Annotated in this window: 20 protein-coding genes; 10 read left to right on the top strand and 10 right to left on the bottom strand. The window is 60.5% G+C overall.

Annotated features, from left to right (window positions below; all coding sequences use genetic code 11):
* Positions 1–4: 4 nt before the first annotated feature.
* Both JFT58_RS11180 and JFT58_RS11185 read right to left on the bottom strand, forming a co-directional pair.
* A complete protein-coding gene (locus JFT58_RS11180) occupies positions 5–1,570 on the bottom strand; it encodes a methyl-accepting chemotaxis protein (protein WP_034128405.1) in 1,566 nt (521 codons plus the stop codon).
* A 216-nt stretch (positions 1,571–1,786) separates the two neighbouring features.
* Positions 1,787–2,578 carry a CPBP family intramembrane glutamic endopeptidase gene (locus JFT58_RS11185; RefSeq protein WP_054897846.1) on the bottom strand — a complete coding sequence of 264 codons (792 nt, stop codon included), beginning with the start codon at positions 2,576–2,578 and terminating at the stop codon, positions 1,787–1,789.
* A 421-nt stretch (positions 2,579–2,999) separates the two neighbouring features.
* Between JFT58_RS11185 and JFT58_RS11190 the strand changes: the two genes are divergently transcribed.
* Complete coding sequence (locus JFT58_RS11190) at positions 3,000–3,860, top strand: DMT family transporter (RefSeq protein ID WP_054897845.1); 861 nt, start codon at positions 3,000–3,002, stop codon at positions 3,858–3,860.
* Between the two features lie 129 nt (positions 3,861–3,989).
* Here the strand turns inward: JFT58_RS11190 and JFT58_RS11195 are convergent, their stop codons facing one another.
* Positions 3,990–4,874 carry a DMT family transporter gene (locus JFT58_RS11195; RefSeq protein WP_054897844.1) on the bottom strand — a complete coding sequence of 295 codons (885 nt, stop codon included), beginning with the start codon at positions 4,872–4,874 and terminating at the stop codon, positions 3,990–3,992.
* 161 nt (positions 4,875–5,035) lie between these two features.
* On the opposite strand from JFT58_RS11195, the gene aceK reads away from it, so the two are divergent.
* The 5 genes from aceK (at position 5,036) to JFT58_RS11220 (ending at position 13,227) form a co-directional block, all read left to right on the top strand.
* Positions 5,036–6,745, top strand: coding sequence for a bifunctional isocitrate dehydrogenase kinase/phosphatase (gene aceK, locus JFT58_RS11200; RefSeq protein WP_034128409.1), 1,710 nt, complete (start codon positions 5,036–5,038; stop codon positions 6,743–6,745).
* A gap of 146 nt (positions 6,746–6,891) precedes the next feature.
* Positions 6,892–10,803, top strand: a complete 3,912-nt coding sequence (gene hrpA, locus JFT58_RS11205; protein ID WP_054897843.1) for an ATP-dependent RNA helicase HrpA — start codon at positions 6,892–6,894, stop codon at positions 10,801–10,803.
* Between the two features lie 312 nt (positions 10,804–11,115).
* Positions 11,116–12,237, top strand: coding sequence for a beta-ketoacyl-ACP synthase III (locus tag JFT58_RS11210; protein WP_034128411.1), 1,122 nt, complete (start codon positions 11,116–11,118; stop codon positions 12,235–12,237).
* 145 nt (positions 12,238–12,382) lie between these two features.
* Positions 12,383–12,997, top strand: a complete 615-nt coding sequence (locus JFT58_RS11215; RefSeq protein ID WP_034128412.1) for an RNA polymerase sigma factor — start codon at positions 12,383–12,385, stop codon at positions 12,995–12,997.
* Complete coding sequence (locus JFT58_RS11220) at positions 12,991–13,227, top strand: anti-sigma factor family protein (protein ID WP_014719432.1); 237 nt, start codon at positions 12,991–12,993, stop codon at positions 13,225–13,227. The genes JFT58_RS11215 and JFT58_RS11220 overlap by 7 nt, the downstream gene beginning before the upstream one ends.
* A 132-nt stretch (positions 13,228–13,359) precedes the next feature.
* Here JFT58_RS11220 and JFT58_RS11225 read toward each other — a convergent pair whose 3' ends face one another.
* Positions 13,360–14,682 (bottom strand): putative porin, encoded by a 1,323-nt coding sequence (locus tag JFT58_RS11225; RefSeq protein ID WP_003193136.1) that lies wholly within the window; start codon positions 14,680–14,682, stop codon positions 13,360–13,362.
* Positions 14,683–14,967: 285 nt separating this feature from the next.
* Between JFT58_RS11225 and JFT58_RS11230 the strand changes: the two genes are divergently transcribed.
* Entirely contained in the window at positions 14,968–16,101 is a 1,134-nt protein-coding gene (locus JFT58_RS11230; RefSeq protein ID WP_054897842.1) for a GNAT family N-acetyltransferase, read from the top strand.
* Positions 16,102–16,221: 120 nt separating this feature from the next.
* Here JFT58_RS11230 and aqpZ read toward each other — a convergent pair whose 3' ends face one another.
* From aqpZ to JFT58_RS11255, 5 genes are all read right to left on the bottom strand, one after another.
* Positions 16,222–16,923 (bottom strand): aquaporin Z, encoded by a 702-nt coding sequence (gene aqpZ / locus JFT58_RS11235; RefSeq protein WP_054897841.1) that lies wholly within the window; start codon positions 16,921–16,923, stop codon positions 16,222–16,224.
* A gap of 175 nt (positions 16,924–17,098) precedes the next feature.
* Complete coding sequence (locus JFT58_RS11240) at positions 17,099–18,931, bottom strand: ABC transporter ATP-binding protein (RefSeq protein WP_054897840.1); 1,833 nt, start codon at positions 18,929–18,931, stop codon at positions 17,099–17,101.
* Positions 18,932–19,013: 82 nt separating this feature from the next.
* Complete coding sequence (locus JFT58_RS11245; RefSeq protein WP_034128293.1) at positions 19,014–19,577, bottom strand: peptidylprolyl isomerase; 564 nt, start codon at positions 19,575–19,577, stop codon at positions 19,014–19,016.
* A gap of 3 nt (positions 19,578–19,580) precedes the next feature.
* Positions 19,581–20,384, bottom strand: coding sequence for an alpha/beta fold hydrolase (locus tag JFT58_RS11250; RefSeq protein WP_054897839.1), 804 nt, complete (start codon positions 20,382–20,384; stop codon positions 19,581–19,583).
* Between the two features lie 14 nt (positions 20,385–20,398).
* The gene (locus JFT58_RS11255) at positions 20,399–21,322 is read right to left on the bottom strand and encodes a LysR family transcriptional regulator (RefSeq protein WP_003193120.1); all 924 of its coding nucleotides are present in this window, start codon (positions 21,320–21,322) and stop codon (positions 20,399–20,401) included.
* A 49-nt stretch (positions 21,323–21,371) separates the two neighbouring features.
* Between JFT58_RS11255 and JFT58_RS11260 the strand changes: the two genes are divergently transcribed.
* The 3 genes from JFT58_RS11260 to JFT58_RS11270 all read left to right on the top strand — a co-directional run bounded on the left by JFT58_RS11260 (position 21,372) and on the right by JFT58_RS11270 (position 23,510).
* Positions 21,372–21,686 carry a hypothetical protein gene (locus tag JFT58_RS11260; RefSeq protein ID WP_054897838.1) on the top strand — a complete coding sequence of 105 codons (315 nt, stop codon included), beginning with the start codon at positions 21,372–21,374 and terminating at the stop codon, positions 21,684–21,686.
* Positions 21,687–21,837: 151 nt separating this feature from the next.
* Positions 21,838–22,437: an FMN-dependent NADH-azoreductase gene (locus JFT58_RS11265; RefSeq protein ID WP_044275035.1), complete on the top strand. Its 600-nt coding sequence runs from the start codon at positions 21,838–21,840 to the stop codon at positions 22,435–22,437.
* Between the two features lie 203 nt (positions 22,438–22,640).
* Positions 22,641–23,510: a carboxylate/amino acid/amine transporter gene (locus tag JFT58_RS11270; RefSeq protein WP_034128297.1), complete on the top strand. Its 870-nt coding sequence runs from the start codon at positions 22,641–22,643 to the stop codon at positions 23,508–23,510.
* Here the strand turns inward: JFT58_RS11270 and JFT58_RS11275 are convergent.
* A complete protein-coding gene (locus tag JFT58_RS11275) occupies positions 23,467–24,495 on the bottom strand; it encodes an NADP-dependent oxidoreductase (protein ID WP_054897837.1) in 1,029 nt (342 codons plus the stop codon). The two genes, JFT58_RS11270 and JFT58_RS11275, sit on opposite strands and share 44 nt — an antisense overlap.
* Between the last annotated feature and the right edge of the window lie 47 nt (positions 24,496–24,542).

A 24,542-nucleotide genomic window follows, 5' to 3' on the forward strand; every position in this document is an offset into this window, starting at 1 on the left:
AGTTCTACCGGTTAAAACGCTCCACCAGCGAGTACTGAGTATTCGCCGTATGAGTCAGTTCTTCACTCAACTGCGCCGAGTTCATCGCCTGCTCTGAGGTCTGGTCTGCCAACAGCGCAATAGTGCTGATGTTACGGCTGATCTCCTCGGCCACGGCGCTTTGCTCTTCGGTGGCCGCGGCAATCTGGGTGGTCATGTCGGTGATATTGGCCACCGCCTCGCTGATACCCACCAATGCCTGGTCCGCTTCCATCACCCGCGCCACACCTTCTTCGGCCTGGCGGTGCCCGGCGTCCATGGTTTGCACGGCCGCGGCCGCCGTGTGTTGCAGCTTGGCGATCAGGGCATGGATCTGCCCGGTGGATTCGGCCGTACGCTGCGCCAGTTGGCGCACTTCATCGGCGACCACCGCAAAACCACGGCCCATCTCACCGGCACGCGCGGCTTCGATAGCGGCGTTGAGTGCCAGCAAGTTGGTCTGGTCGGCGATGCCCTTGATTACATCGACAACGCCGCCAATTTCATCGCTGTCCTTGGCCAGTTGAGTGACGGTCACGCCGGTCTCGCCAACGGCGGCCGAAAGCCGCTGAATCGCCTCGCGGGTTTCCCCGGCGATATCGCGGCCGCGACCGGTCAGGCGGTTGGCTTCCTGGGTGGCGTCGGCGGTGCGCTGCACGTGGCTGGCGACTTCCTGGGTGGTTGCAGCCATCTGGTTGACGGCGGTGGCCACCTGTTCGGTTTCCACACGCTGACGTTCCAGGCCGCTGGAGCTGCTGTGCGCCAGGGTGTTGGACTGTGCCGCCTGATCGTTGAGGTGCTCGGCAGTGTCCTGCAAGCGGGTCAGGCAGGTCTTCAGACGCGCTTCCTGGCTGAGAATCGACATTTCCAGTCGGGCCTGGGCGCCACGGCTGTCGGTGTACATCTGCGCAATCAGCGGGTCGGACGTGGTCTGCTCGGCCAGGCGCAGCAAGCGCTTGAGGCCGCGCTGTTGCCAGCTCAGCCCCAGCAGGCCCAACGGCACGGACAACGCTGCCGCCAAGGCAAAGCCCCACTGGGAGGTGAGGGTGGCGCCGATCATGAAGCTCAGTTGGCTGACCAGGATAAACGGCAGCCAGTCCTGCAGCACCGGCAGCCATTTGTCGCGCTGGGGAATCGCCGACTTGCCCTGGTTGATGCGTTGATAAAGCGCCTCGGCCCGGCGGATCTGCTCGGCGGTGGGCTTGATGCGCACCGATTCGTAGCCGATCACCTGGTTACCGTCGAATACCGGTGTTACATAGGCGTTAACCCAGTAGTGGTCGCCGGTCTTGCAGCGATTCTTGACAATGCCCATCCATGGCAAGCCTTGTTTGAGCGTGGACCACATGTGTGCGAACACCGCCGAGGGCACATCCGGGTGACGCACCAGGTTGTGCGGAGCACGGACCAGTTCGTCGCGGGTGAACCCACTGATTTCGACAAACGCGTCGTTGCAGTAGGTAATGACACCCTTGGCATCTGTGGTGGAGATCAACCGTTGCTGAGCAGGGAAGGTACGTTCGCGCTGGGTAACGGGTTGGTTATTACGCATGATTGTTCAATCCGCAAGGCTTTCAGGGGTTATCGGCCATGCTGGGCATTTATTTAACTTATTTTTGCAACAATCCTGGGAGCAGAGTGCCGACTGTGGCGAGGGAGCTTGCTCCCGCTGGGCTGCGAAGCGGCCCCAAACAACTTGCGGGCGCTACGCACCGGAGCGGGAGCAAGCTCCGTCGCCACAACAGCTCGTTCTTACAGTCGGGCAGGCTTAGCTGGCCAGCATTGGGTAGGTGAACAAGCCGAAGTGCAGCAGATTCAAGCCAAAATGCGTGGCAATCGCTGCGCCGAGCCCGCCAAAGCGATACGCCAGGCCGTAACCGACCCCGGCAATACTGGCCAGCGTCACCCATTGCCAACCCGCACCGAAATGCATCAGGCCGAATAACAGCGAAGCCAGCAGCAGCGCAAGGTTCTCGCCGTAGGGCAAGTGTTTGAAACGTTGGCTCAGGCCGCCCTGAACATAGCCACGAAACAGCGCTTCTTCCACCAGCGTCACCAGCAGCAGGTTATTGAGTACCCACAGCCATGCCTGGTCCGGCCATTTCGGCGCCCAACTGATCATTCCCATCAGTGCGGCACCACCCAGTGCGACGATGGCGGTCAGGGTCAGTGCCAGTGCGGTGACGTAGATCGACAGGCGCAATGAGCGTCGCGCCACAATCCACGGGCAGGCCAGCAACAGCCAGAAGCCTATCAGGGGCTTGTCCTGGTTCAGGTACATCGAGAAGGGCACTGAGTCCGGAGTTAAACGCTGGGGCGCAATACCGCGGCCGTTATAGAAACCCGGCAGCCAGTGCATCACCAGGCCCAGGGCCAGTACGATAAACAAGCCTTGGCCCAAGTAGCGTGCCCAAGGGTTGCGTTGCTGGCGCACGGCGTACCCGGCCACCAGCAGCAGTGCGATGGAGACCGCCGCCAGTACGCCCAGTTGGCCGTAGATCAAAGCCACGACATAGCCAATGGAAAGTAGGGTGAGGTACAGCCAGGGCAAAGCAATCATGTGAAATCCTTCGAAAAATCCGGGCGGCATTATAGCGAGTGGCCAGGTTCCAGGGCATGAAAACGCCTCCATGTACAAGGCAAGGGGGAAAGGATTGCAAAGTATGTTTGCGGCTGGTTATAGTCGTCGCGTCTTTATATCCCTTCAAAAAGATCAGCACATGCCAGCTTCCCAGCGCATAGCGGTAGTCGATTCAGCGGTCAACGCCGTGGTCGTGCGGTGCCGTGGCAAGCAGCCTGCGCAGATCAGTCATTACCCCCCACCTGTCAGTAGCACGCCGGTGTACGCAGTCGTATCACCGCCGGGTGTTGGCATTTCGGGCTGATCAGCGATTCGCTGTTGCCCGTGCCTGCCTGAAAAAACCTACTGAAATTCAGTTTTTTACTGAGTCGGCTTTTTTGCCTGATAACAGGTGGTAACCATGTCTGTGCTTTCGAAACAATCCGTGGCCGCGGCGGCCTCGACGAGCTTGTTTGTCTTGCTGTGGAGCAGCGGGGCGATCTTCTCCAAGTTGGGCCTGGCCCATGCGTCGCCCTTTGCCTTTCTGTTGATCCGGTTTGCCATTGCCCTGATGGGGTTGGTAGTGCTGGTCCCGCTCCTCAAGTTGAAGCTGCCACGTCCCGGCAAGCCGCTGCTGTATGCGGCGGCGACGGGCCTGGTTTTGCTGGGGGCCTATCAGATCTTCTATCTGCTGGCCCTGGACCTCAACGTCACCCCTGGGGTGATGGCGACCATCATGGGTGTGCAGCCGATCCTCACCGTGGTGCTGATGGAGCGCCAACGCTCCTGGCGCCGGCTGTTCGGCCTGGGGTTGGGGTTGGCGGGCTTGATCATGGTGGTGTACCAGGGCATCGGGTTGGCGGGCATGTCCCTGGCGGGGATGGTGTTCGGGCTGCTGGCGCTGGCGAGCATGACGTTTGGCTCGATCATGCAAAAGCGCATCACCGACAATCCTTTGGGCACGCTGCCACTGCAATACTTGGCCGGGCTGTTGCTGTGCGGAGTGTTCGTGCCGTTCCAGCCGTTCCACTTCGAGCACAGTGCAGGCTTTTACCTGCCGGTGCTGTGGATGGGCTTGGTGGTGTCGGTGCTGGCGACGCTGTTGCTGTATCGGCTGATTGCCCGCGGCAACCTGGTGAATGTCACCAGTTTGTTCTATCTGGTGCCGGCGGTGACCGCGGTGATGGACTACCTGATCTTCGGTAACCGCCTGGCGCTGTTGAGCGTGCTGGGAATGGCGTTGATCATCGTCGGCTTGGTCTTCGTGTTCCGTAAGAGCTAGAAACCACCCCTGTAGGAGCGAGCTAGCTGTGGCGAGCAAGCTTGCTTGCGCTGGGGTGCGAAGCGCCCCTGGAGCTTGCGACTGCTACGCAGTCGAGCGGGAGCAAGCTCCCTCGCCACAGGGGCGCTCCTACAGTTTTTGCGGGCGCAACACCAACCACAACGCCCCGGCAATCAATACACCACCATACAGATGAGCCATGGACAGCGGTTCATCCAACAACAACGCCCCCCACAACACGCCGAACGGCGGAATCATGAAGGTCACGGTCATTGACTTGACCGGGCCGATGGATGACAGCAGGCGGAAGTACAGGATGTAGGCGAACGCCGTACATACCAGCCCCAATCCGAGCAGCGACACCCACACCTGCCAGCCGCCCCAACTCGCCGGTGGCTGGGTGATGGCGCTGAAGGCGAAGAACGGCAGCAAAAACAACGTAGCACCCAGCATACTGCCCAAGGCAGAGAGACGACTGTCCAACCCGCCGCGCTGATCCAGCCAGCGTCGCGCCAGGAAACCGGCGAAGCCATAGCAGGTGGTCGCCAGCAGGCATGCTAATGCGCCTATTAACAGTTCCAGATCAAATGCCACCGGCCCTGCGCGGGTGAGCACGGCAACACCAAGCAGACCCAAGGCCACACCCGCTATTTTTGCCGGCGTCAGGCGTTCGCTGAAAAACAACCCGCCGATCAGCACACCCATCAGCGGTGTAGTGGCGTTGAAAATCGCCGAATAACCCGCCGGCAGTACCTGCGCCGCCACCGAGTACATCGTCGCGGGAATCCCCGAGTTGATCACGCCCAGCAGCAGGACCGTCTTGAACTTGCCCTGGAAATCCCAGCTCACGCGCAGCATCGCCAGGATCACCAGTAAACCCGCGGCGGCAATCGACACGCGGAAAAACGCGGTGGGCACCGTGCCGATTTCCGGCGCGATGATGCGCATGAACAGGAAACTCGCGCCCCAGATGGCAGCCAGCCCCAGCAGATACAGGGTGTCAACAGGTCTCACGGAAAACTCCTATGCCAATCGGGCGCAGAAGTGTTGCCCAGCGGGCAGGTCGGCACAATGGCTAATTGCAGTCAGTTTGCCCCCGTGCAAAATCATTCTTCTCCTGCCTCGGTTCACTGGCTAAGCTCTGGGCTTCCAGATACCCGTTCGAGGTTTCCCGCATGTCGCAGTCCGCCCTCGCTATCGCCCGGATGATCCTCGACGGTTTCGACGATTACCGTGAGCACTTCCGCCAGATCACCGATGGCGCCCGTGAGCGTTTCGAGAAGGCCCAGTGGCAGCAGGGGCAGGCCGCGTCGGCGGCGCGCATCAACCTGTATGAGGAGAAAGTCGCTGAGGTGACTACTCGTCTGCGCGCCAGTTTCGACCCTGCTGGATTGCAGGACATCGGCCAGTGGCCCTTGGTAAAAAGCGCTTATATTGGCTTGATCGACCTGCGCTTTGACGATGAGCTGTCGGAGACCTGGTACAACTCGATCTTCTGCGGCCTGTTCAGCCATGACCTGATCAGTGACGGCTGCATGTTCATCCATACCACCCGGCCTAGCCTGCGTCGGGCGCGGGCGGCGCAAACCCGTATCTACACGCCGGCCGGTAAAATAGCGGACATGCTGGCGCAGGTCTTCTCTGACTACAGCTTCAGCGAGCCCTACGCCGACCTGCCCGCCGACCTGCGCCGCCTCGAAGCCCAGTTGCGGGAAAACCTGCCGGATTGGGTGTGCAAGGACCCGGACCTCAAGGTCGAGTTGTTTTCCTCAGTGCTGTACCGCAACAAAGGCGCCTACCTCGTGGGGCGTATCTACACCCGCGACGAACAATGGCCGTTGGTGATTCCGCTGCTGCACCGCGAAGGGCGTGGCATCCAGATCGATGCGTTGATCACTGACGAAGCCGACGTGTCGATCATCTTCTCGTTCACCCGTTCCTATTTCATGGTCGATGTACCCGTGCCAGCGGAATTCATCGGCTTTCTCAAGCGCATCCTGCCGGGCAAGCACATTGCCGAGTTGTACACCTCCATCGGTTTCTACAAGCACGGCAAATCCGAGTTCTACCGCGCGCTGATCAACCACCTGGCCACCACCGACGACCAGTTCATCATGGCCCCCGGCGTGCGCGGCATGGTCATGAGCGTGTTCACGCTGCCGGGTTTCAATACGGTGTTCAAGATCATCAAGGACCGCTTCTCGCCGTCAAAAAACGTCAACCGCGCCACGGTGATCGAAAAGTACCGCCTGGTGAAAAGCGTCGACCGGGTAGGGCGCATGGCCGACACCCAGGAGTTCGCCGACTTCCGCTTCCCCTTGAGCAAGTTCGAGCCCGAGTGCCTGGCCGAGCTGCTGGAAGTCGCCGCCGGTACCGTCGAAGTGGAGGGCGACACCGTGCTCATCCGCCACTGCTGGACCGAGCGACGCATGACCCCGCTCAACCTCTACCTCGACAACGCCAACCCCGCCCAGGTGCGCGAAGCATTGGAGGATTACGGCCTGGCGATCAAGCAACTGGCGGCGGCGAATATCTTCCCCGGCGACATGTTGCTGAAGAACTTTGGCGTCACCCGCCACGGCCGCGTGGTGTTCTACGACTACGACGAAATCTGCTTTCTCACCGAAGCCAACTTCCGCCATATTCCCGCGCCGCGCACCCCCGAGGATGAAATGGCCTCCGAGCCCTGGTACTCCATCGGCCCGCTGGATGTGTTCCCCGAAGAGTTCCCGCCGTTCCTGTTTGCCGACGCCGGGCAGCGCCGGTTGTTCGATGAGCTGCATGGCGAGTTGTACAACGCTGACTACTGGAAAGGCCTGCAGGACGCGATTCGTGCCGGCAAGGTGATCGACGTGTTCCCTTATAAGAGGAAAGAGCAGCCATAAGCTGCAAGCTGCAAGCTGCAAGCTGCAAGCTGCAAGGGGCAAGTGAAAGTAGGTCTGCCCTTACTTGCTGCTTGAAGCTTGCCGCTAGCAGCTGCTTTTCTGCGACAATCCGCCCCCTGCATAAATAGACGACCCAAACGCACCTGATGACTGACCAAGCACCCACCATCGACCAACTGCTCAAAACCCTCGATCACGCCATGCTCGCCGACCGCCACCGCTTGCGCCGGCAGTTGCTTGAGCTGCGCAAGAAGCCCGACGAGGACAAGTTGGCGCAGTGGGTGGCGCGCATGCAGGCATCGTGCGCGCAGGTCACGGCGCGGCGCGCCAGCCTGCCGGTGATTCGCTACGACGACAGCCTGCCGATTGCCGCCAAGCGCGATGAGATCAAGGACGCGCTGAACAAGCACCAGGTACTGATCATCGCCGGTGAAACCGGCTCGGGTAAAACCACGCAGTTGCCGAAAATTTGCCTGGAAATCGGCCGTGGCCAGTTCGGCCTGATCGGCCACACCCAGCCGCGCCGGATCGCGGCGCGCAGTGTCGCCAGCCGCGTCGCTGAAGAGCTGGCCACGCCATTGGGTGCGCTGGTCGGTTACCAAGTGCGCTTCGAAGACCAGAGTGACTCCAACACCCTGATCAAGCTGATGACCGACGGCATCCTGCTGGCCGAAACCCAGAACGACCGCTACCTCGAGCGCTACGACACGATCATCGTCGACGAAGCCCACGAACGCAGCCTGAACATCGACTTCCTGCTCGGCTACCTCAAGACCCTGTTGCCGCGTCGCCCCGACCTGAAAGTCATCATCACCTCGGCCACCATCGACCTGGAGCGCTTTTCCAAGCACTTCGACGATGCGCCGATTGTCGAGGTGTCGGGCCGTACCTTCCCGGTGGACACCTGGTATCGCCCACTCACCCTGGAACAGGACGAGGAGGGCAACCGCGTCGAGGACGACCTGACCGTCGACCAGGCGATCCTTGCCACCCTTGATGAAATCGCCGCCTATGAGCGCAGCGAACGGCGCAGTCCTGGCGACGTGTTGGTGTTCCTGCCCGGCGAGCGCGAGATTCGTGATGCGGCCGACATGCTGCGCAAGGCCCAGCTCAAGCACACCGAGATTTTGCCGTTGTACGCACGGCTGTCACCGGCCGAGCAACAGCGCATTTTCCAGTCCCACCCGGGCCGGCGCGTGGTACTGGCGACCAACGTCGCGGAAACCTCGCTGACCGTGCCGGGCATTCGCTACGTGATCGACAGCGGTACGGCGCGCATCAGTCGCTACAGCTACCGCGCCAAAGTGCAGCGTTTGCCCATCGAGGCGATTTCCCAGGCCAGCGCCAACCAGCGTAAAGGCCGTTGCGGCCGGGTTGAGCCGGGTATTTGCGTGCGCTTGTACAGCGAAGAAGACTTTATCGGGCGCCCGGAATTTACCGACCCGGAGATCCTGCGCACCAACCTCGCTGCTGTGATCCTGCAGATGCTGCACCTGCGCCTGGGCGAGATCACCGATTTCCCGTTTATCGAACCGCCGGATGGCAAGGCCATCAGCGACGGTTTCAACCTGCTGCAAGAACTCTCGGCGGTAGACCGCAACAGCCAGCTCACGCCGTTGGGCCGCCAGCTTGCCCGCTTGCCGGTGGACCCGCGCATGGGCCGCATGTTGCTGGAAGCGGCCAAGCTGGGCAGTTTGCAGGAAGTGTTGATCGTCGCCAGCGCCATGTCGATCCAGGACCCGCGCGAGCGCCCACCGGAGCGTCAACAAGCGGCCGACCAGGCCCACGCACAGTGGAAAGACCCGGATTCAGACTTCGCCGGGCTGGTCAACCTGTGGCGCGGTTTCGAGGAGCAGCGCCAGGAACTGACCGCCAGCCCGTTGCGCAACTGGTGCCGCAAAAACTTCCTCAACTACTTGCGCCTGCGCGAGTGGCGCGACTCCCATCGTCAATTGAGCCTGATCTGCCGCGACATGCAGCTGAGCCTCAACAAAGAGCCCGCGGACTATCCGAAGCTGCATAAAGCGGTACTGTCCGGCTTGCTCAGCCAGATCGGCCAGAAGACCGAAGACGGCGATTACCTCGGCGCGCGCCAGCGTCGCTTCTGGATTCACCCGTCTTCGGGCATCGGCAAGAAGCGCCCGCAATGGCTGATGACCGCCGAACTGGTGGAAACCACCAAGCTCTATGCACGCATGGTGGCGAAAATCGACGCCGACTGGATCGAGCCGCTGGCCGGGCATCTGATCAAGAAAAACCACTTCGAACCCCATTGGGAGAAGAAGCGCGGCCAGGTGGTGGCCTTTGAGCAGATCACCCTGTTCGGGCTGATCGTGGTCGGGCGCCGGCCGGTGCATTACGGGCCGATTGACCCGGTGGTGTCCCGTGAGTTGTTTATTCGTGAAGGCCTGGTGCGCGGCGAGATTCAGTCCCGTGCCAAGTGCCTGACGGCCAACCAGAAACTGCTGGAGCAACTCGACGAGCTGGAAGCCAAGGCCCGCCGTCGCGACATCCTGGCCGACGAAGAAACCCTGTACGCCTTTTACGATGCGCGCCTGCCCGCAGAGATTCACCAGACCGCCACCTTTGACAGTTGGTATAAGGTCAACAGCCAGAAAGACCCGCAACTGTTGATCATGCGTGAAGAAGACGTGCTGGCCCGCGAGGCCAGTGAAGTCACCGCCGCGCATTACCCGGACACCTTGCACCTGGGCGACCTGGCCCTGGCCTTGAGTTACCACTTCGAACCCAACCACCCCCGTGACGGCGTGACCCTGCGGGTGCCGGCGCCGTTGTTGCCGGCGTTGCCAGCCGAGCGCCTGGAGTGGCTGGTGCCGGGGTTGATCGAAGCCAAGTGCATCGCTCTGGTGCGCAACTTGCCCAAGGCGCTGCGCAAAAACTTCGTGCCGGTGCCGGACTTCGTCAAGGCTGCGCTGCAACGTATCGAATTCGGCCAGGGCTCTCTGCCCCAGGCGCTGGGGCGTGAATTGCTGCGCATGACCGGTGCGCGGGTCAGCGATGAGGCGTGGGCCGAGGCGGCGCAACAGGTGGAAAACCACCTGAAGATGAACCTGGAAGTGGTCGACGGCCAGGGCAAGTTCCTCGGCGAAGGCCGTGACTTGGCCGAGCTCACCGCACGGTTCGCCGAAGCCAGCCAGGCGGCCTTGGCCGTGCCGCAAACCGCGAAAAGCCAGCAGCCGGTAGAGGCCAAGGTGTTTGCGGCGGTGGCGGAAAAGACCCAGCAGAACATCGCCGGCCTATCGATGACAGTGTACCCGGCACTGGTGGAAGAGAACGGCACGGTCAAGGAGGGGCGCTTCTCGACCGCCGCCGAAGCCGAGTTCCAGCACCGTCGCGCCTTGCAGCGCCTGCTGATGCAGCAATTGGCGGAACCGGCGAAATTCCTGCGCGGTAAATTGCCGGGCTTGACCGAGCTGGGCCTGATGTACCGTGAACTGGGGCGTATCGACGCGCTGGTGGAAGACATCCTGTTGGCCAGCCTCGATACCTGCGTACTTGAAGGCGAAGATAGCCTGCCACGGGACGGCGCTGGCCTGGCAGCCTTGGCTGAACGCAAGCGCGGCGGTTGGACTGAGCACGCCGAACGCTTGGCGCGCCTGACCCTGGAAGTGCTGAAGCTCTGGCACGGCCTGCAAAAACGCTTCAAAGGCAAGATCGACCTGGCCCAGGCCGTGGCCTTGAACGATATCAAACAGCAACTGAGCAACCTGGTGTATCCAGGTTTTGTGCGGGAAACCCCGGCCCAGTGGTTCAAGGAACTGCCGCGTTTCCTCAAGGCCATTGAACTGCGCCTGGAAAAACTGCCGAGCCAGGTGCAAAAGGACCGCGTGTGGAGCAGCGAATTGGGCGGCCTGTGGGCGCAGTACCAGAACCGCCTGAACAAACACACCCAGGAAGGCAAGCGCGACCCGCAGTTGGAGCTATACCGCTGGTGGCTGGAGGAATACCGGGTGTCGCTGTTTGCTCAGCAGTTGGGCACCAAAGTGCCGATTTCCGATAAGCGCTTGAGCAAGCAGTGGAGTCAGGTAGAGCCCTGAACCCCTGGCCCACTTGTAGGAGCGAGCTTGCTCGCGAAAAACGTCAACGATAACGCGGCTCTCCTGAATAAACGCGGCGCCTGTGAGTTTTTCGCGAGCAAGCTCGCTCCTACAGGTATGAGGACAAACCCCTCCCACAATTGGATGTTTGTCTGGCATATGGCGCCAAATCACCGGCGTTGTGGCAAACTTCGCGGTTACAAGATTAGATAAAGCGTTGCCAGTTTGATGCCTGCTGGACGGAATCAAACGACTTACAGTTTGGTACGACGGTACCAATATCTTCTGCCTGACAGATTTAGAGGAACGACCGTGCATAACGTCGTCATCAGCGGCACCGGCCTGTACACCCCGGCCAACAGCATCTCCAACGAAGAGCTGGTGCAGTCTTTCAATGCCTACGTACAACAGTTCAACGCCGACAACGCCGCCGCTATCGAACGTGGCGAGGTGCAGGCGCTGACCGAGTCGAGCGCGGCATTCATCGAAAAGGCATCCGGCATCAAGAGCCGTTTTGTGATGGACAAAGACGGCATCCTCGATCCGCAGCGCATGGCGCCGCGCCTGCCCGAGCGCAGCAACGACGAATGGTCGGTGCTTTGCCAGATGGCCATCGGTGCCGCCGAACAAGCCCTGCAGCGCGCCGGCAAGACCGCCGCCGACATTGATGGCGTGATTGTCGCCTGCTCCAACCTGCAACGTGCCTACCCGGCGATCGCCATTGAAGTCCAGGAAGCCTTGGGTATCCAGGGTTTCGGCTTCGACATGAACGTGGCGTGTTCCTCGGCCACCTTCGGCATCCAGAACGCGGCCAACAGCATCCAGTTGGGCCAGGCCCGGGCGATCCTGATGGTCAACCCGGAAGTCTGCACCGGCCACCTGAACTTTCGTGACCGTGACAGCCATTTCATCTTCGGTGATGCCGCCACGGCGGTGATCCTCGAGCGTGCTGACCTGGCGACGTCCGAACATCAGTTCGATGTGGTGAGCACCAAGCTGCTGACCAAGTTTTCCAACAACATTCGCAACAACTTCGGCTTTCTCAACCGCACGGCGGAAGAGGGCATCGGCGCCCCCGACAAGCTGTTCGTGCAGGAAGGCCGCAAGGTATTCCGCGATGTTTGCCCGATGGTGGCCGAATTGATCGGCGAGCACTTGGCAGAAAACCAGCTGAGTGTGACTGATGTGAAGCGTTTCTGGCTGCACCAGGCCAACCTGAGCATGAATCACTTGATCGTGAAAAAATTGCTGGGGCGCGAGGCATCGGTGGAAGAAGCGCCGGTGATCCTCGATACTTACGCCAATACCAGCTCGGCCGGCTCGGTGATTGCGTTTCACACTTATCAGGATGACCTGCCCAAGGGCGCGGTTGCCGTACTCAGCTCCTTTGGCGCCGGGTATTCGATTGGCAGTGTGATCCTGCGCAAACGCTGAGTGTGTGGCCGGACGCGATCAACTGTGGGAGCTGGCTTGCCTGCGAAGTCATCGGCTCGGTGTGCCTGAATTACCGAGTTGTCTGGATCGCAGGCAAGCCAGCTCCCACACTGAGCGTATTTCCACGGCAATATTGAGGTAATCGATGGCAGCAGCGGACGATGCGCACCTGCTTGAACGCCTGCTCAAGGGTGAGCAGCGGGCTTATAAGGATTTGGTCAACACTTACCAGAGTGCGATGCGGGCAGTGGCGTATGCCATCGTCGGCCAGCGCCATGCCGATGAGGTGGTGCAAGATGCCTGGCTCTCGGTGGTGCGCAACCTGGCCAAGTTCGAAGGGCGATCGAGCCTCAAGACATGGTTATTGACGATCACTGCCAACTCCGCAAAGAGCCGTTACAAACAAAATCGTCGGGAAGTCCTTCTCGACGATTTGCCCTCACCCCACGGCACCATTGGCGATGAACGCTTCAGCCCGGATGATGGCCATTGGGCTGTCGCCCCTTACGCTTGGCACCAAGACACCCCGGAAGCGCTGCTGACCGAAGATGAACTGCGCAAATGCCTGGAGCATACGATTCTGAGTTTGTCCGAATTGCAAAGCAGTGTGCTGGTCCTGCGTGAACGCCAGGGCCTGGAACTGGAAGAAATCTGTAATCTTCTGACCCTTTCACTCTCCAACGTCCGTGTGCTGTTGCATCGAGCGCGGCTTAAAGTCTTCGCCACGGTGGAGCATTTTGAGGAAACGGGCGAATGTTGACCTGTAAAGAACAAGTAGCGCGTTCCAGTGACTATCTCGATGGGCAATTGACCTTTCGGGAGCGTCTGCTGGTGCGTCATCACTTGATGTTTTGTCCGAACTGCCGGCGCTTTATCCGTCAGATGCGCCTGATGCAGGCAACGCTCAAGCGTATGCCGCAGGAGCCGGTGGAGGGTGTTGATGCGCTGGCCGAACAACTGGCCGCCGAGCGGCGTAAAGACATCATGTAGGAGCGAGCTTGCTGTGGCGAGGGAGCTTGCTCCCGCTCGACTGCGCAGCAGTCGCAGGCTTTTGGGGGCGCTTCGCACCCCAGCGCAAGCAAGCTTGCTCGCCACAGCAAGCTCGCTCCTACATGCTAAGCGTTAGAACTTGGCTTCAGCATCCAGCTGCAAGGTGTTGGTATCGGCATCCCGCTGGGTCCGGCTGGCGAAGTCAGCCTTGGTCAGGAAGTAGGTGGCGCCGATGGCGAAGTTCTTGTCGATGTCATAGCTGACTTTCATCTTGTGACCGCGCGAGCCGGTGGTGCCGTTGGCGAAGTCCGAATCGGTGAAGGCGCCTACGACGGCGTTACGTTGAACGTCGCGGTAGTTGTAGTCCAGGTTCAAACCGAACACCTTGGACTTGGCACCCAGCAACCAGGCGGTGTCCTGGTCGGTCACCGCATCGTTGTTTTTCACGTACTGGCCGTAGAACGACAGCGGCACGGCCAGGCCACCGATGTCTGCTTGCGCAAAGCCTTCGTACAAGCGGAATTCATTGTTGGCCGAGTTGCCGTTGACCGCCAATGCGCAAGGCGTGGTGGTGGTTGTGCAGCGGCTGTCTTCGTCATTCTTGTAGGCGTAGATGCTGCCGCCCAAGGTCATTTTCAGGTTGTCGGTGACCGAGAACCGCGTGCCCAACTGGCCGGACGTCAGGCGCAGGTCATGGCGAAATTGCACGCCGTCACCGTCCACGTTGTCCTTGAGGTTGTAGTTACCCAGGCTACCGAACAGCTCAGCGCTGCTACCCAGTGGGTATTTGTAGGTGACGGCCAGGCCTTCAGGGTTGATGTCGCTATCCCAGATCACATCGCCCATGTTCACCCACGGCTGCAGCATCTTGCCGCCGATCACGTGCAGGTTCTTGATCTGGTCCGGGTGGTAGTCGATGTAGCCGAGGTCCAGCCAGATCGACTTTTTATCGAAGTAACCATCCTGGTCCTGGTTGGTGGAGCGTGCATCATCGCCGCCGCCGGTGGCGATACGGATACCGGTGTCCACCTGCGGGTTGATTTCGGTGTAGGCACCCAGGCGGGCACGAATGCGTTGACGGTCTTTGTCACGCCCACCGTTGTTGGGCTCGCCGTCGATCTTGATGGTTTCCTGGCGGAAGCGCACGTCACCCTTGAACTGGGTCTTGGCTGCCCAAGCCAATTTCTGGTCGAAGCTGCTCAGCTCGTTGGTTTTTTTCGCAGTGGCCGCGATCTGCTCGTTGGTCTCTTGTTGAGCCTGGCGTGCGATCTGCTGCTCTTTCTGATCCCTGGCCAGTTCCATTTGCAGTTCGGTGTACTGCGCCGCGGTGATCTGGCCGTTGGCCTTGAGCATGTCGAGCAATTTAGCGTCGACTGCAGCGCTGGCCGGAACGCTCAGTGCCAGCAACAGGCCGCCACACAGGACCGCCGCAGTTTTAGTGGAAGCAAGACGCATATCAATCTCCGAAAGTGAGGAGGGAGGGCAACACCCTCAAGGACACAACCGACCCATGACGGACGGAAAAAATGTCGCCCGGTAGACCCGGACGCTCTAAAAACTGGCGTCAGTATCGCGACCGTTTATGACGGAGTAGTGGCTAAGTGATTTCATCTAGATGACAAATCGTTACGCAACGGAACTAAGGGTTTTGACGTCTGTCCGCGTGTTTTGAGGATGTGTGCGCGGCTGTGATCAGCGATACTCCCCAGGTTTTCATGCCAAGAAACAATGAGGATGCCGATGCCGCTGCAACGCCTGGACAGCCTGTCCGATATCGCTGCGCACACGTGGGATGCCCTGATGCCACAGGCCCAGCCGTTTATGCAGCATGGGTTTCTCAGTGCGCTGGAAGACAGCGCCAGCATCGGCCCGCATTCGGGCTGGCAGACGGAGCACTTGCTGCACTGGGAAGGCGACCGGTTGATGGCGGCATTGCCGGGTTATCGCAAATGGCATTCTTATGGCGAGTACGTGTTCGATCACGGCTGGGCCGACGCTTGCGAGCGCGCCGGCATCGACTATTACCCCAAGTTGCTGACGGCCGTGCCGTTCAGCCCGGTCGGTGGGCCGCGCGTATTGGCTGCCAGTGCCGCAGACGCTTTCGAATTGCTTAATAGCCTGCCGGGGTATCTGGAGATCGAGGGCCTGTCGAGCGCCCATATCAACTTTACCGATGCCCTCGCCGATGAAGCCATGGCCCAACACCCCGGCTGGTTGCAACGCTTGGGTTGTCAGTTTCATTGGCAGAACCGTGGTTACCGCGACTTCCAGGATTTCCTCGACGCCCTGAGTTCACGCAAGCGCAAACAGATGCGCAAAGAGCGCGAACAAGTGGCAGGGCAGGGTATCGAGTTCGAGTGGTTGCAAGGCCATGAGCTGAGCGAATCCCAGTGGGATTTTGTTTACGCCTGCTACGCCAACACCTACGCGGTGCGTCGGCAATCGCCCTACCTGACCCGCGTATTTTTCAGCTTGTTGGCTGAGCGCATGCCGGCAGCCATACGCGTAGTCTTGGCCAAACAAGGCACGCGCCCGGTGGCCATGGCCTTCAGCCTGCTCGGTGGCGACAGCTTCTATGGTCGCTACTGGGGTTGCCTGGCGGAATTCGACCGCCTGCATTTCGAAACCTGTTTCTACCAGGGCATGGACTACGCCATCGCCCACGGCCTGCAACGCTTCGATGCAGGTGCCCAGGGTGAGCACAAATTGATTCGCGGGTTTGAGCCGGTGATTACGCGGTCATGGCACTACCTGCGCCACCCGGGGTTGAAGAACGCTGTGGAAGATTTTCTTGAGCGCGAACGGGTGGGGGTTCTGGCGTATGCCGAAGAGGCGAGGGCGGCCCTGCCTTATCGGCACTCTGACGGCACGTGAAACACCCTGTAGGAGCGAGCTTGCTCGCGAAGAACGTGCAGACGACGCGGGATTACAGCTGTATGCACCGCGTCATCGTTGGCGTTTTTCGCGAGCAAGCTCGCTCCTGCAGGGATTGGGTCAAGCTGTTTTTTCTGCACCCACCCATCGGTACGTAATGCCGCCGATCACCGCGCCGAGGATGGGCGCGAGCCAGAACAGCCACAATTGCTGCAGCGCCCAGCCGCCGACAATCAACGCAGGCCCTGTGCTGCGGGCCGGGTTGACCGAGGTGTTGGTCACCGGGATGGAGATCAGGTGGATCAGCGTCAGCCCCAGGCCGATGGCGATGGGCGCGAAGCCTGCCGGGGCTCGACGGTCGGTGGCGCCAAGGATGATCAGCACGAACATCGCCGTCATCACCAGCTCACAGACAAAGCCTGCCGCCATTGAATAACCACCGGGTGAATGCTCGCCATAACCATTGCTTGCCAGCCCGGAGGCCAGTTCGAACCCGGGTTTGCCGCTGGCGATGAAGTACAGCAGTGCGGCGGCGATGGCGCCACCGATCACTTGCGACACGATGTAGGCCGGCAACTCCCTGGCCGGGAATCTGCCGCCGACCACCAACCCCACCGAGACGGCCGGGTTAAGGTGACAGCCGCTGATATGCCCGATGGCAAATGCCATGGTCAGCACCGTGAGCCCGAAAGCCAGGGACACCCCGAGCAGGCCGATGCCGACGTTGGGGAACGCTGCGGCCAACACCGCACTCCCGCAGCCACCCAACACCAGCCAAAACGTACCCAGTCCTTCCGTTACGGAACGTTTGAACAGTGACATGAACACTTCCTTAGATTGCTCTATCTGATTAACGGTCTGTGTGGCTTCCCTGCTGCCTTAAATCAGGGCCCTCCTGGGGCCTGATTGCAGTACAGCAGGATTGTCTCGCAAGACCAGCCAGATAGAGAAAGCTGTCAGAATTGTTCGGAATTGAGCGGGGCTTTACCCAGCAAAATCAGTCTATGCCGACAAAACCCCCGGTCTGATGCTGCCATAACCGCGAATAAAGCCCGCCGTATGCCAGTAACTCGGAATGGCTGCCGCTTTCGGCAATCTGGCCTTTTTCCAGCACCACCAGGCGGTCCATTCGTGCGATGGTCGACAACCGGTGTGCAATTGCGATCACCGTCTTGCCCTGCATCAGGGTTTCCAGGCTCTCCTGGATCGCCGCTTCCACTTCAGAGTCCAGCGCAGAGGTGGCTTCGTCCATGATCAGGATCGGTGCGTCCTTGAGCAGCACACGGGCGATAGCGATACGCTGGCGTTGCCCGCCGGAGAGTTTCACCCCGCGTTCACCCACATGGGCATCCAGCCCGGTGCGGCCCTCGGAATCCGACAGCAGCGGGATGAATTCATCGGCGCGGGCCTTGTGCACCGCCGCCCACAGTTCTTCGTCTGTCGCGTCGGGCTTGCCATACAGCAGGTTGTCGCGGATCGAGCGGTGCAGCAACGAGGTGTCTTGGGTGATCATGCCGATTTGTGCGCGCAGGCTCTCCTGGGCGACCTCGGCGATGTCCTGGCCGTCGATGAGGATGCGCCCGCCCTGCAGGTCGTAAAGGCGCAGCAGCAGGTTGACCAGCGTCGACTTGCCCGCGCCGGATGGGCCGATCAAGCCGATCTTTTCCCCGGCCTTGATCTCAAGGTTGAGGCCGCCAATGATTCCGCTCTTCTTGCCGTAGTGGAAGTCCACTTGCTCAAAGCGTACCTGGCCGTGGGGCACCGTCAGGCGCGGAGCGTTTTCCCGATCGATAACGGCCAGTGGCTGGGCGATGGTCTTCAGGCCGTCTTGCACAATGCCGATGTTTTCGAAGATGCCGTTGACCACCCACATGATCCAGCCGGACATGTTGACGATGCGGATCACCAGGCCGGTGGCCAGGGCAATCGCGCCCACGGAAATCAGCGACTGGGTCCACAGCCACAGGGCCAGGCCAGTAGTGGTGACGATCAGCAGGCCGTTCAGAATACAGATCACGGTGTCCATGCTGGTGAGCACGCGGGCGGCCAGTTGGGTTTTTTCGGTCTGCTCGATGATCGCTTGCTTGGCGTATTCCTGTTCGTTCTGCGTATGGGCGAACAGCTTCAAAGTGGTGATATTGGTGTAGCCGTCGACGATTCGGCCCATCAGTTTGGAGCGCGCCTCGGAGGAAATCACCGAGCGTTCTTTCACCCGAGGTACGAAGTAACGCAGGGCCAGGCTGTAGCAAACGATCCAGGTGATCAGCGGAATCATCAGCCGCCAGTCGGCCTCGGCAAACAACACCAGGGCACTGATGGCGTAGATCGACACGTGCCAGATAGCCTCCGCGGTCGCCACCGCCGAGTCACGCAAGGAGTTGCCGGTTTGCATGATCCGCTGGGCGATGCGCCCGGCGAAATCGTTTTGAAAGAAATTCAGGCTCTGCTTGAGCACGTAGCTGTGGTTCTGCCAGCGAATCAGGCTGGTCATGCCAGGGTTGATGGTCTGGTGCACCAGCAAGTCATGCAGGCCGTTGAAGAGCGGGCGCAACAACAGGGCGACCACGGCCATCCAGATCAGCTCGGCGCTGTGGATCTGGAAAAAATTCGCCGGTGGCGTGCCCTGGGCCAGGTCGATGATGCGGCTCAGGTAGCTGAACAACGCAACTTCGATCAGGGCGCCGACCAGCCCCACCACCAGCAGCGCGGCGAAGCACGGCCACACCTGGCGCAGGTAATAGAGATAGAAGGGCAGGACTTTTTCGGGAGGGGCCGCGCTGGGGGCGTCGCGGAAAATATCGATCAGTTGTTCAAAACGACGATAGAGCATTAGGTTTGACGCCCGCCGGGCGGGCTCTCCTTTCAAAGGTGCACGGTGCCATGCGGGCACCGTGCAAAGCTGCCTGCGGACCTCAGTCGATGCGCTTGGCCGACTTGATGATCACAGGATCGATAGGCACGTTCTGCATGCCTTGCTTGGTGGTGGTCTGGGAGTTGACGATGATGTCTACCACGTCCATGCCCTTGACCACTTTGGCGAACACGGCATAACCGGCATCGCGGCCCGGGTCGAGGAAGGCATTGTCGGCCACGTTGATGAAGAATTGGCTGGTGGCCGAGTTCGGGTCATTGGTGCGAGCCATGGACAAGGTGCCACGCACGTTATGCAGGCCATTGCTGGCTTCGTTCTTGATCGGTGCTTCGGTCGGCTTTTGCGCCATTTGCTGGGTGAACCCGCCGCCCTGGACCATGAAGCCGGGGATCACGCGGTGAAAGATCGTGTTGGTGTAGAAGCCCTTGTCGACATAGGCCAGGAAGTTCTTGGTGCTGATCGGCGCCTTGACCGGGTCCAGTTCGATTTCAATCTGGCCGTTGGTGGTGTCGAGCAACACGTGTGGCGCCTTGGCCGGCTCGGCCGCCATCAGGTTGGCAGCGAACAGGGCGGAACCGGCAAAGAAGGCGATTTTTTTCAGCATGGGTCAGTGATCCTGGGTAGTGGTTTCGACGGTCTTTAGAAACTCGAGCAAGGTCGCGTTAAAGACCTCGGGTTGATCCAAGGGCGTGGCATGGCGGGAATCTTCGATGACCACCAGCCGCGCATCGGGCAGCAGTTTTACATAGATTTCTTTCTGCGCCACGGGGGTGTAGTCATGGTCGGCGCTGATGACCAGGGTTGGACAGGCAATTCTCGACAGTTGTTCCTGCACGCCCCAGCCCACGATGGCGTCGAAGCTGGCGAGATAAGCACGTTTGTCGTTGCTTGCCCAGCGTTCGGCCATCTTGCGGCGCAGGTCGGCCTGCTCCGGTTTTGGGAACAGCCGATCGCCCAAGGCCTTGCCGATGGTGCCCAGGCTGAGCACGCGGGCCAGGGTCCAGCGTTTGGCCCACTGCCAATAGTCGTCGGCACTGCGCACCTTGACCTCAGGCGCGCTGTTGACGATGCACAGGCTTTTGACCCGCAGGGGTTCATCCACCGCCAGTTGGAAGGCGATCATGCCGCCCATGGATAAACCCACCACGTGGGCCGCTGGCAGGTCCAGGTGTTCGATCAGGGCGACCAGGTCGAAGGTAAACCCTTTGATGCTGTAGCGCTCCCGGGGTTTGTCCGAGCGACCATGGCCGCGCACGTCAACCACGATCAGGCGGTAGTGCCGGGCGAGTACCGGTACTTGCAGTTCCCAATCCTGGCTGCTGGAGCCCAGGCCGTGAATCAGGATCAGGGGGTTGCCATGGCCGTATTCCTCGTAATGCAGGCTGCAGCCTTCATGATCGAACCAGGCCATGGATGAACTCCGTTTCAGGCTTGTTGGGGGGCGGCAAAGGGCGCGTCCAGGGGAGCGGTGTCAAAGGTGCGCAGCAATTCCACGAGGATCTGCGTGGCGGGCCCCAAGGGTTTGTCTTTGTTGGAGTACAGGTAAAACGTCGGGTTGCGACTGCCACCTTTTTCCAGGGGAAGCTGCTTGAGCACGCCTTCCTTGAGTTCGCGCTCGATCATGTGCCGGGGCAGCCAGGCAAAGCCCAGGCCGCTGCCGACGAAGGTGGCGGCAGTAGCGAGGCTGCCGACGGTCCAGCGCTGTTCGGCGCCTAGCCAGCCGACGTCGCGCGGTTGTTGGCGGCCGGAGTCACGGATCACCACCTGCATCTGGCTCTCCAGGTCGTGGAAACTCAGCTCACGGTTGAGGCGATGCAGCGAGTGATCGGGGTGGGCCACGGCGACGAACTCCACATCGCTCATTTCCGTGCCCAGGTAGCCCGGGATGATAAACCCGCAAATGGCCAGGTCCGCCATGCCGTCGAGCAGCAACTCTTCGACGCCGGACAGCACTTCTTCGCGCAGGCGCACCCGGCAGCCACGGCTTTGGGGCATAAAGGCGGTCAGCGCGCGAACGAGGCGTGCGCTGGGGTAGGCGGCATCCACCACCAGGCGCACTTCGGCTTCCCAGCCCTGCTCCATGTGATGGGCGAGGTCTTCCAGTTGGCTGGCGTTTTTCACCAGTTGGCGGGAGCGGCGCAGCAGCACTTCACCGGCTTCGGTCAGCACCGCCTTGCGCCCGTCGATACGCAGCAAGGGGACGCCGAGTTGGTCCTGCATGCGCGCTACGGTGTAGCTCACTGAAGATTGCGAACGGTGCAGCGCTTCGGCGGCTTGGGCAAAGCCGCCATGATCGACCACGGCTTGCAAGGTGCGCCATTGATCGAGGGTAACGCGGGGCGCTTTCAAGATGAGCTCCTCTTGTCCTAAGCTGGCGGTCCTTATTGGAGACTGCCGAATGAGAAAATTGTGTTGTGTGTTGCTGGCGCTGCTGCCGATGAGTGCGTTTGCCTACCCTATCGACGTGACGAAAAAGATTGATGGCGTGAGCATTGATTACACCGCCTCCGATGTGGACGGCGACATCAGTTCGATCCAGCTGAACAACTACGGTACCCAGGACGCGGTGTGCAAGGTTACCTTCACCAACGGCCCGGAATCGCCACGCCGTCGTACCGTGACCGTGCCTGCTGGCAAAAGCACTAACACCACGGTCAAGTTCAACCGCTCCATCATCAAGATGCGTATTGCCTTGGACTGCGCGCCAAAATAATGCAACAGCGGAGCACGCCCACAGGAATACTCCGCTTATAAACAAATTTGTAGATGGGTTATAGCAGTTTTTTGCGCTTTTTTATCGAATGGGCCCTGGTTAACCTTCTCTCCATCGACTTACAGCAATTACCGATGGAGCCTACGAAGCCATGTCCAATGTTCTGATCATCGAAAGCAGTGCGCGCCAGCAGGATTCCATTTCCCGCCAGCTCACCCAACAGTTCATCAGCCAATGGCAAGTCGCCCATCCGGCAGACCACATCACCGTGCGCGACGTCGCGCTCAATCCGGTACCCCACTTGGATGCCAACCTGTTGGGCGGTTGGATGAAACCGGCGGAGCAGCGTAACGACGACGAACAGGTGTCCCTGGACCGCTCCAACGAGTTGACTGACGAACTGCTGGCCGCCGACGTGTTGGTGATGGCCGCGCCGATGTACAACTTCGCTATCCCCAGCACCCTCAAAGCCTGGCTGGATCACGTGTTGCGGGCCGGTGTGACTTTCAAATACACCGCCACTGGGCCCCAGGGCCTGTTGACCGGCAAGCGCGCCATCGTGCTCACCGCACGCGGCGGTATTCACACGGGTGCTACCTCGGATCACCAGGAACCGTACCTGCGCCAGGTCATGGCATTTATTGGCATTCATGACGTCACCTTCATTCACGCCGAAGGCGTCAACCTGGGCGGCGACTTCCAGGAGAAGGGCGTCAATCACGCCAAGGCACTGCTGGCCCAGGTGGCCTGAGGCGTTAATCGTCAGATAATCCCGTGCTGCTTATATAGCCCCACGCAAACCCTTCAAGTACGCGTATCGAACCTCCCTTTGCACTTTTTGCTCCTGAGTGCTCCTGCCCGACTGCCGCTTTAGCGAGGTCGGGTTTTTTTTGCGCCGAGTTTCTTCAAAAACCAAAAAGCTTTAATGTCGCGCCCATTCGAAACGAGGCGCGCATGGGCTATCTACTGGTTGTCACCCTGATTCAGGCATTTTCCTTCAGCTTGATTGGCGAATACCTCGCCGGTCACGTCGACAGTTACTTTGCGGTGCTGGTGCGCGTGGTGCTGGCCGGGCTGATCTTTATTCCGCTGACGCGCTGGCGCTCGGTGGAGCCCGCATTCATGCGCGGCATGTTGGTGATCGGTGCATTGCAGTTCGGCGTGACCTACGTATGCCTGTACCTGAGCTTTCGTGTGCTGACGGTGCCGGAAGTGCTGCTGTTCACCATCCTCACACCGCTGCATGTGACCCTGATCGAGGACGCGCTTAATCGTCGCTTCAATCCCTGGGCGCTTGTGGCGGCCCTGGTGGCGGTGGGGGGGGCGGCGGTGATTCGTTTCGATCAGATCACCCCGCATTTCCTGATGGGGTTCTTGCTGCTGCAATTGGCCAATTTCACCTACGCCGCCGGGCAAGTCATGTACAAGCACCTGGTGGCGCGTTACCCCAGTGATCAGCCGCACTTCCGGCGTTTCGGTTATTTCTACCTGGGCGCCTTGTTGGTGGTGTTGCCGGCGTTCCTGCTGTTCGGCAAGGCTGACTTCCTGCCGCAAGCGCCGCTGCAATGGGGTGTGCTGGTGTTCCTCGGGTTGGTCAGCACCGCGCTGGGCATGTACTGGTGGAACAAGGGCGCCTGCCTGGTCAATGGCGGCACCCTGGCGGTGATGAACAACCTGCATGTGCCGGTGGGGTTGCTGCTGAACCTGCTGATCTGGAACCAGCACGAACCGCTGGGCCGTTTGGCCCTGGGCGGCCTGGTGATTCTGGGGGCGGTTTGGATCAGCCGGCTGGGTGTGCGTCGGGCGGTGTCGTCCCCATCGTGATCACCACCTTGCCTTTGGCGCGGCCTTGTTCGACATAGTCCAGGGCCGCCGCTGTGGATTCGAACGGAAAGGTACGGTCGATAACCGGCCGGATACTGCCGGACTCGACCAGCGCGGTGATTTCATCCAGTTGTGCGCCACTGGCACGCATGAAGACAAACTCATAGCTCACGCCTTGCTTGCGTGCTTTCCTGCGGATACCGCTGCTCAACACACCCATGACCAGGCCCAATAACCAGGGCAGGTTCTGGGCGCGGGCGAAGGCGGGTGTCGGCGGCCCGGAGATGGAGATGAGCTGACCGCCGGGCTTGAGAATCTTCAGTGACTTGGCCAGCGCATCCGGGCCCAGGCTGTTCAGCACCACATCGTAATCCCGCAGCACGGCCTCGAAGGCTTGCTGTTTGTAGTCGATCACTACATCCGCGCCCAACGCCTTGACCCACTCGACATTGGCGGTGCTGGTGGTGGTGGCGACAAAAGCGCCCAAATGCTTGGCCAACTGAATGGCGATACTGCCCACTCCGCCTGAGCCCGCATGAATGAACACTTTCTGGCCTTTCTTCAGCTTCGCGGTTTCCACCAGCACCTGCCACGCCGTGAGCGCGACCAGGGGCAGGGCCGCGGCTTGCTCCATGGTGATGTTGTCGGGTTTGCGCGCCAGTGCGTCTTCGTGCACGGCAATCAACTCAGCGAAGGTGCCGATACGCTGCTGGGGCGGGCGGGCGTAGACTTCGTCCCCCGGCTTGAAGCGTCGTACCGCCGCGCCGACGCTGAGCACCACGCCGGCCAGGTCATTGCCGAGTGTCAACGGCATCGCATAGGGCAGGATCAGTTTGAATTCGCCCTTGGCGATCTTTGCATCCAGCACATTGACGCTGCTGGCCCGCACCTGAACCAGCACGTCATGCTCACCCACAACAGGCGCGGGGGCCTCGGTGAGGCGGCCGGGCTGTTTGCCGTACCGTTCGATGGAAAATGCCTTCATGGTTCAACGCTCGTTGCTTCGGTGAGAAGGGGCAGGCGCGCAGCACG

This window comes from Pseudomonas sp. MF6767 (assembly GCF_016405475.1).
In the GTDB taxonomy this organism is placed as follows: Bacteria; Pseudomonadota; Gammaproteobacteria; order Pseudomonadales; family Pseudomonadaceae; genus Aquipseudomonas; species Aquipseudomonas paracarnis.